The following is an 8,550-nucleotide window of genomic DNA, read 5'->3' on the forward strand; positions in this document are numbered from 1 at the left end:
GTTTTTTCGCAGGTTTTTTTGATCCGATTTATCTTTCAGTATTACTATTACCATTTCCTATTAACTGCCGGCCCAACTCAAAGGCTTGCTTCAGATCATCAGGACGCCCGGTTAAGGGTCTTGCGTCCAGATCAGGCAAAATGAGATTGCCAATACTCTTAACCCCAATCATCTTAAAATACAGGTTGATTACATGCAGCGATCCGATAAACTGTCCATCATAAAGTGGTTGCCCGCCGGTTGCAATAAATATTCCCGGCCGTCTTCGCCCGGCAAATACATCTTTTTTCATTACATATTTTGCAGACCAAAATGGCTGACAGCGGTCAACGACGACTTTTGCCTGGGCACTCATGCCGTTAAAATAAACCGGAGCAGCAAAAATAAAGGCATCCATATCCATTATTTTTTCATAGATGAGCTCCATATCATCCCGCATATAACAGCGACCTGTGTGCAGACAGCTATCACAAGACTGGCAGGGCGCGACTTTAAGTTTGTGCAGCACTATTTTTTTAACCTCTACGTCCCCGCCTGAAGCCGCACCACGCAATACCTCATCGATTGCCAGACTGTTTGCACCATTAACCTTTGGACTTCCCAACAGCGCCAGTATATTTGTCAATTAGGTTAAACCTCCTTCTGAAACGTATCTCTTAGGCACAATCTCCCTTGTCCCAATTATATAATGCTTTACAGATTCTGTATTTCTTCTCAACAATCCTGCCATTACCACTAGCATCTTTTACAAACTGCTAAGTTTGATATAATAGAAGCTAATACAGCAAACGCTACAGGAGGGTACTGTTATGTATGTGGCCAAAATATTCTGGGACAATCCATATCTCACTGAGCTAAACGCTCAAATAACAGGCGTGGAAAATCAATTAGTTACTGTGGATAAAACGATTGCTTTCGCCTTTTCCGGCGGACAGGAATCGGACTATGGGACAATTAATGGTTATAGTATTGTCAAGGCGGAAAAACAAGATCAGCAGATTACATACTTGTTAGATAGATTACACGATTTACAGATTGGCGACAATGTCTTGATAAAAATTGACTGGGCTAGACGCTATAAGCTTATGAGACTGCATTTTGCCGCCGAAATAATTTTGGAGTTAGTCACGCAGAACTTCGGCAGCCCGGAAAAAATCGGAGCCCATATAGCGGCGGATAAAGCAAGGCTTGATTTTGCCTGGCAGGGGAATATCTCACAGACTTTTAGTTTTCTTGAACAAGAAATGCAGCAGATTGTCAGCAGCAATCTGCCTATTAAAAGCGCGTTTGCTGATCAGGAAAAAGAGATTCGCTATTGGGAAATTGACAACTTTGCCAAGGTTTTATGTGGGGGAACCCATATCAAAGAAACCAGTGAAATAGGCTCTTTGCAGTTAAAGAGAAATAATATTGGCAAAGGTAAAGAACGCATTGAGATTCTATTACGATAAAGGCAACTAAATTAAGGAAGCCTGAAACAGCTTATGGCTGTTTCAGGCTTCCTTGGTTAATAGATTAGATTTTAAACTGCTGAACAGCACGCTGGAGCTCTTCTGCCAAATGAGATAAAGCCTGGCTTGAGGCTGCAATCTCCTGCATTGATGCAGATTGTTCCTCTGTTGCTGCCGATATATTCTGAGACTGACTTGCGATCTCCCTGCTGACTGAGTCAACTGCTCTGATCGCAACAAGAACCTGATTGCTGGCATTTACCGACTCACTTAATCCAGCAGCTATGCCACTGGTAATTTGGGCCACTTCTTTGACATGACGTTCAATCTCTTGAAAGGTTGTTCCGGCTTTGCCAACAACAGCAGTTCCTTTATGAACCTCTTCTGTACCGGCAGACATTGCCAAAACAGCCTTTTCTGTCTTAACCTGAATATCACTGATAAGCTCTGAGATTTGTTTAGCTGCTTCCTGAGACTGCTCAGCAAGCTTGCGCACCTCTTCAGCAACCACAGCAAATCCCCGGCCCTGTTCGCCCGCCCGGGCAGCTTCAATAGCCGCATTTAATGCGAGCAGGTTGGTTTGACTTGCTATACCGGCGATTGTTTCTACAATTAAACCAATCTCCTTGGAGCGGACACCTAATTCCGTGACAACCATTGCCGAGTCATTCACGGTATTCTCAATCTGGTTCATCTGCAGAATGGCATTCTCAACAGCACTACTGCCATTACTGGTGGCACGCACCGCCTGACCGGTTATATCTGCGGCCAGTTTAGTTGCATTGGCCCCCTCCTGGGAACCTTGGGCAATTTCTTCAATTAAGGAAAGAACGTTCGCAACCCCAACTGTTTGTTGCTCAACCCCTTCAGCAGTCCTGGAGATAGCTATAGTAACCTGATTTGCGGCTTGGGCCGACTGTTCAGCACTGGCATTCAACTGTTCAGAGGATGCACTCACCTGCTCAGTAGCCTCCGAAACCTGGAGCATCAGTGCCCGCAAATTTTTCGTCATCTGCTCAAAACTATGTGCCAGTCGTCCAATCTCATCATTAGAATCGATCCCCAGTGTTGAGAGAGTAAGGTCCCCGGCGGCAATCCGGGTTGCTTCCTGCACCAGATTCTCGATTGGGCGCAATGTTTTGAGGAGATACCGCCAGCCAATAAAGCCTACGACAACAAGGCCTATGCCCAGTGCAGTCAGCATCCACAGCAAACTGGTATAAAACCCGGCATTGAACTCACTAGTAGGCAAAGAAACTATGGCAAACCAGTCTGTCCCCTTAACAGACATGAATACCACAACCGATTCCCGGCCAGACAAATCTGTGCAGTTAATAAGACGGCCGGGATTGTCGATTAGCCGCTGCATCAACTCCTCTGAGAATTTTTTCTGTTCTTTGACTAACTCTCTGTTAGAATGAGCGATCACTGTTCCATCATGAGCAACAATCGCGGCTTCACCGGTTGAGCCAACTTTGACCTGTGCCAGATAGTCCTGCAAAGTTTCAAGATTGACAGCCTGCAATACCATCCCTGCCAATTGACCGTTTTCACCGGTTACCGGCTGCGTGACAATAACAGAAGGAACTCCTGTTACCCTGTTGATAATTATATCGCTGATATGCGATTTCTGATCACCAACAGTATCCTTGTAAAATTTCCGGTCTGATAAATTATCCCCTATCACTTTAGCATCATAGGGAGCAATAGCCGTCCTTTTACCTGTTCGATCAAGAAAATTCAGCCGGTCAATCCCCCACGCCACCCTGAAATAGGTGTTAATCCTAGCTTGTATACGAGCCTGATCACCGGACTGAAAATCGTGGTCTACCCGATAGACCTGTCCACTTTTCTCAAAGGAATTAAAGAGATCTGTTACCTGACCAGAAAGCTGTGTAGCCTGGTTATTCATAGCGACTTCAGTGCTGTTTAGCGTCTGTTGGTATAAGACATACATACCAGTACCCGCAATAGTCATCCCGATAACCAACAGTGAGATTACGAGCAAAGTGACAGTTTTAGTTCTAATCGACATATTTCTCCCCCTTAATAACCATAAAGTTGACTTAGCTTCAGGCGGATTCTACTCTCAACTGAAGGTTAGCCGTCCTTATCCAGGGACTATCCGCTCTTAACTCTCACTCGTTTACCCGAAAGGGCGCAGAAAGCTGGAATCTTAGTGCGGGATAGTCAGCGGATAAATAAAATAAAAGACCGAATCCCCTGAAACCAGAGGTTGTTCAGTCATATATAACGCCTAATATTAACCAACATTATACAATAATATTTATTTTTGTCAATATTGATAATGGGTTTTATTATCAGTTACCTGGCATCGGCTCATTGTTTATTTATACTGCCAGCTACATTTTTTTCTTTCCAGGTAATCAATCGCGCCAAATAAAACAAGGCCTATATTGCTTAAAACCGCAATACCTGAGTACATTTCCAAATAATTCACCCGCAACCATGCATCCATAATAAAAAAACCCATGCCATACTTTGTGCCAAATGTCTCTGTAAAAAACAACACCGAAACGGCTGTCGCCATAGCCACCCGCAGCGATGTCAGGAATTTCGGCATCGAAGCAGGTATCAGAATCTCCCTGACAACATCCATAAAACCCGCGCCCAGCGAATATAAGGGGTAATAGGTTTCCTTGGGAATGCTTTTAACCCCATCCCGTACAGCGATGACAACCTGAAAAACAATGATAAGAAATATCATAAGTATTTTTGAAAGCTCCCCTAAACCAAACAGCAGCATTATTACCGGTAGGAGAGCAATTTTAGGAATTGGATAGGTAAGATAGACAATGGGGGATAACAACCGGTCCCAGGCAGGAAAATACCCCATACAAAGGCCAAGCGGGATACCAACAATCACTGCCAGGAAAACCCCGGCAATGATGCGCCATAGACTGTAAAAACCATGAATAGCAATTTGAGACATAAAGATAGCGATTAAATTCTCCAAAACCTTCCCAGGAGGCGGAATAATCGGCAACTGTACCGAAACAGAGACAAGCTGCCACAGGGCTAGGAAAATTAATATGCCATAAATATACCAAACTCCCGGGCCTTTTACTTTCACTTTGACCAATCCTCTTTTATCATCTTTCGTAACTCTACACATAGTTGAAAAAAATCCTTATGCTCGCGCACATCATCTACTCCAAATAGAGGATTATCAACTATTTTACTGACCTTGCCAGGAGCAGCTGCCAAAATTACAATTTTCCGGCCTAGATACACCGCTTCCTCCATCTGATGGGTGACAAGGACAGTTGAAACAGAATGTTTTCTCCATACACTTAAGAATACATTCTGGATCTCTTCCCTGGTCATCGCATCCAAAGCGGAAAATGGTTCATCCATTAGTAGTAAGTCGGGTTTTAAAAGAAAGGCACGCGCCAAAGCAACCCGCTGCTGCTGCCCGCCGCTTAACTCCCCGGGATACCTGTATTCCAGCCCTCCCAGGCCTAACAGCTGAATCAGCGAGGTTAAATCAGCTTCATAATCAGCCTGTTTTTTGTGCTTAATTTTAAAACCTAAACAGATGTTCTCATACACGTTTTTCCAGGGCAGCAACCCGTAATTCTGGGGAATAAAACCAATAATTTGCGTTTTAGGCATAACAGGCTGGCCATTAATTTCAACAGTTCCTTCAAAGTCTGTAATAATTCCGGCCAATATTTTTAACAACGTCGATTTACCACAACCGGACGGGCCAATAATCGCACAGGTCTCCCCTGCCGCAAGCTCAAGATTAATATCTTTGAGAGCTGTATAACGGGCCTCGCTGGTTTCGTATGTCATACTCAACCCTTTAATCTGAATCATAACTCTATCTTACAAACCGGGTATCGACCAAGTCTGTATATAAATATTTTTTCTGGATGAGCTGTCTTGCCTGAAGCCAGGCTACGACATCATCAATATCCTGCTGCTGCGGCGCAGCTGCTTTTTTGTATTGCGGCAAAACAAGTACCCCTTTTACGTCCTTAGGAAAGCCACCTTTTTCAATCAACAAGTCAATATAGTTTTCCATTGGCTCCTTCGATAAATAGTCGACTGCTTTGCTGTAAGCCCGGTACATAGCCTGGATTTCTTTCTCTTTTTGACTTACAGCCTTAGAGGTAAATAGTAAAACCCCCGGATTTAACCCTAATTGTTCTGAGGTTCTTATTACCTTTGCACCATTTTTGACGGCAACTGTCGCTAAAGGATCCGGTAGTGTCGCAGCTGCGATCTTACCGTTTTGCAACATCTCCAGGCGGGCAGGAATCTGAGGTATAACCACCTTGTTGATTTCGGCTGAGGTTAATCCCCCCTCGGTCACAACCTTGTCTGTTACATAGTCAATTATCGTATTTTTAGAAATTGCCACATCCTTGCCTTTCAGCTCCTGAATTGATGTGGCTGTTTCATCTTTATTTACAACCAATTTATAACTGCCTGTTGTCAGTGAGGTAATCACTGTATCAAAACCGCCGGCTTTGGCGAAGGCTTCAGCCAGCATATCTGAGACGGCTCCGTCCAGGTTGCCGCTTTGCAGGGCACTATCACGTTCCATGGCACTTTTAAAATGTTTCAGGGTTACTGATAAGCCCTCTTCTTTAAAATATCCCTTTTCCTCGGCAATAATGAAAGGAATGGAATCTACATCAGGCATAAGCCCCAGGGTAATTGTCTGTAATTGAGCCTGTTTCTGAGCAGCATCCTCTTTCTTGTCGCTGGCGCACCCTGTCAAAAAAACCAACAGCATAGAGATAATAAGTATTCCAATCGTCTTTTTCACTTTTACTCCTCTTTTCTTTTTCAGGTTAATTACTAATCCCACCTATTTTACTACCTCACTGGCTATATACAACGCGTTAAAGTTTTGCAGGCGGGTGGTGTGTTGGCAAAAGCGGAAGTCAAGCGCCAGCGGTGGAGCGTTGCCAATGCACCATCCGCCTGCGCCTGCAAACTTTTTTTAATGCGTAATATATACTTCCATAATTCAAAGTATTACTGGTTAGATATGTATTTACTCAAATAATTTAAATTCGACAATTACAACGCTCTTCCTCTAACACTAATGCAAAGTTCTGCGACAAATAGTTTAACGGCAGAGCCAACTACTATATAATGGGGGTGAGGTGAGGTACTTGTACACTAAAATAATAGGATTTTTTATGACCGGGACAGGCAACTCCTATCAGGTTGCAAAATGGTTTTTGGAGTCTGTTGCTAAAATACCAACAGAACTCTATCAGGTTAGAGAAAAACAACAAGCAGACATCCAGATAGGAGCTCATGATTTATTGGTGATTAGCTATCCTACCCATGGTTTTACCGCTCCCTGGTTAATGATAAAACATATATTTCGCCTGCCGCAAAGTAATGGTGTTCATGCAGTACTGTTGCCAACACGGGCCGGTACGAGGATGTTCGGAGTATCCTTACCAGGCATGGAGGGTACGGCAGGCTACCTTATCGCCTTGCTGCTATGGCTCAAAGGCTATCAGATCAGAGGGGTATCGGCTATTGATATGCCTTCTAACTGGACAGCCGTGCATTGGGGGTTAAATGACAGGAATATCCAGGCAATATCCAATAAGGCGTCAGCAAAGGTACAGAAGCTTGCGCACAAAATAACAGTTGGCCAGTCCTTTTATCATGGCTTTATCCCGCTATTTATCGGTCTTTTATTAGCCCGTATATCACTCATGTATTTGATTATTGCCCAGCTAGTTTTAGCTAAACTTTTTTTTGCTTCAAACACCTGTAATGGGTGTGGCTTATGTCAGCAAATCTGTCCCAAACACGCGATTGTGCTGGCCGGGAATAAACCGCACTGGCGTTACTCATGTGACAGTTGCATGGCTTGTATGAATTATTGTCCGCAAAAAGCAATTCAGGTAAGTCCATTGACAGTCTTTTTCTTTGCTTATATCCTCTCCCTCCCGGTAACGGCCTGGGTAACCGGTAAGATTGGTTATGAGGTAATGTCAATCGCGCCGGGGATCGTGCATTTCCTCATCCAATACAGCTATACACTTAGCAGTATAGCCTTGTTATGCTGGTTGCTGCACCATATTCTGCGCCTAAAACCTCTTGCCGCCTTGCTGGCAGCCTTGTCACATACTAAATATCTCAGACGTTACCGGGCACCAGGGGTTTCGCTGAAAGATATTCACAAAATTCCGGACTGACAGCCAACTTTCCGGCTGGTTAATTGCATGAACCCCAGCAATGTAGGCGATAACCACTTATCCTTGTGATAGATAACCTGGGTATACATTCCAGGATCCGGACCATGCCAGGGAAGCGCTATCAAAGAATGATTCGCTATTTCCTTTTCCACGTAGATTTTCGGCAGAATGGCTAAACCCAGCCCACTAATGACAAATTGCTTAATTGCTTCAATATTTTTTACTTTCATATATGAATGGGGCTTAATATCATTTTTCTCCAATAGATTCTCTATAAATGTTCGATAAGCACACCCGGCTTGGGTTACAATAAATTCCTCTGTTTCAAAATGGCTTACCTCTATCACAGTTTGTTGTGCCAGCAAATGCTCCGGCGAAGCAATAAACAGCATGGGCTCCGGGCATAATATTTCTGCAGTGAGATCAGGATACGAAACCTTGCCGGCAAGAATAAACGCCACATCAATAATGTTATTTTTTAAGTCATCGTGAAATTTAGCAATATCTCCGAAATTTAATTCAATATCAATACAGGGATGTTCTTTGCGAAACTCTTTAAGCAGCCCGGGAAGCCGAACAACGGCAAAGGTTTCGCTGGCCCCAATGATAAGTTTTCCGTAAGGCTCTTTTTCAGGCGATACTGCATTAACAGCTTCTTCTGTAAGGTTGAGGATTCGCTCTGCATATCCAAGAAAGCGCTCACCCTCGCGGGTTAAGCGGACGCGATGACCAAGACGGTCAAAGAGCTTGACATTTAATTCTTTTTCCAATGCTTGAATATGGTTTGTCAGGGTAGGCTGGGTGTAGGATAAATACTCTGCTGCCTGGGCAAAACTGCCCTTTTCGGTTATTGCGATCAGTGATTGTAGCTGCCTTAGTTCCATCTCTAACCTCTTAAT

The 8,550-nt window shown here is 43.9% G+C and carries 8 protein-coding genes; 2 read left to right on the top strand and 6 right to left on the bottom strand.

Annotated features, from left to right (window positions below; genetic code table 11):
- Positions 1-28: 28 nt before the first annotated feature.
- Positions 29-625 carry a flavodoxin family protein gene (locus tag VN379_RS05995; protein WP_325531832.1) on the bottom strand — a complete coding sequence of 199 codons (597 nt, stop codon included), beginning with the start codon at positions 623-625 and terminating at the stop codon, positions 29-31.
- 184 nt (positions 626-809) lie between these two features.
- Here VN379_RS05995 and VN379_RS06000 point away from each other — a divergent pair, with 184 nt between their 5' ends.
- Positions 810-1,451: an alanyl-tRNA editing protein gene (locus tag VN379_RS06000; RefSeq protein ID WP_325531834.1), complete on the top strand. Its 642-nt coding sequence runs from the start codon at positions 810-812 to the stop codon at positions 1,449-1,451.
- Positions 1,452-1,515: 64 nt separating this feature from the next.
- Here VN379_RS06000 and VN379_RS06005 read toward each other — a convergent pair whose 3' ends face one another.
- The 4 genes from VN379_RS06005 to VN379_RS06020 form a co-directional block, all read right to left on the bottom strand.
- Positions 1,516-3,486 (bottom strand): methyl-accepting chemotaxis protein, encoded by a 1,971-nt coding sequence (locus VN379_RS06005; RefSeq protein ID WP_325531836.1) that lies wholly within the window; start codon positions 3,484-3,486, stop codon positions 1,516-1,518.
- A 312-nt stretch (positions 3,487-3,798) separates the two neighbouring features.
- Positions 3,799-4,545, bottom strand: a complete 747-nt coding sequence (locus VN379_RS06010) for an ABC transporter permease (RefSeq protein ID WP_325531838.1) — start codon at positions 4,543-4,545, stop codon at positions 3,799-3,801.
- Entirely contained in the window at positions 4,542-5,294 is a 753-nt protein-coding gene (locus VN379_RS06015; RefSeq protein WP_325531840.1) for an ABC transporter ATP-binding protein, read from the bottom strand. Before VN379_RS06015 ends, VN379_RS06010 begins: the two co-directional genes overlap by 4 nt.
- A gap of 4 nt (positions 5,295-5,298) precedes the next feature.
- The gene (locus VN379_RS06020) at positions 5,299-6,252 is read right to left on the bottom strand and encodes an ABC transporter substrate-binding protein (RefSeq protein ID WP_325531842.1); all 954 of its coding nucleotides are present in this window, start codon (positions 6,250-6,252) and stop codon (positions 5,299-5,301) included.
- A 352-nt stretch (positions 6,253-6,604) separates the two neighbouring features.
- On the opposite strand from VN379_RS06020, the gene VN379_RS06025 reads away from it, so the two are divergent.
- Positions 6,605-7,651, top strand: a complete 1,047-nt coding sequence (locus VN379_RS06025; RefSeq protein ID WP_325531844.1) for an EFR1 family ferrodoxin — start codon at positions 6,605-6,607, stop codon at positions 7,649-7,651.
- Here VN379_RS06025 and VN379_RS06030 read toward each other — a convergent pair.
- Positions 7,633-8,550, bottom strand: a 918-nt coding sequence (locus VN379_RS06030) for a LysR family transcriptional regulator (protein WP_325531846.1), incomplete at its 5' end; no start/stop codon positions are given. The two genes, VN379_RS06025 and VN379_RS06030, sit on opposite strands and share 19 nt — an antisense overlap.

The sequence above is a fragment of the Sporomusa sp. genome (assembly GCF_035561255.1).
Lineage (GTDB): Bacteria > Bacillota > Negativicutes > Sporomusales > Sporomusaceae > Sporomusa.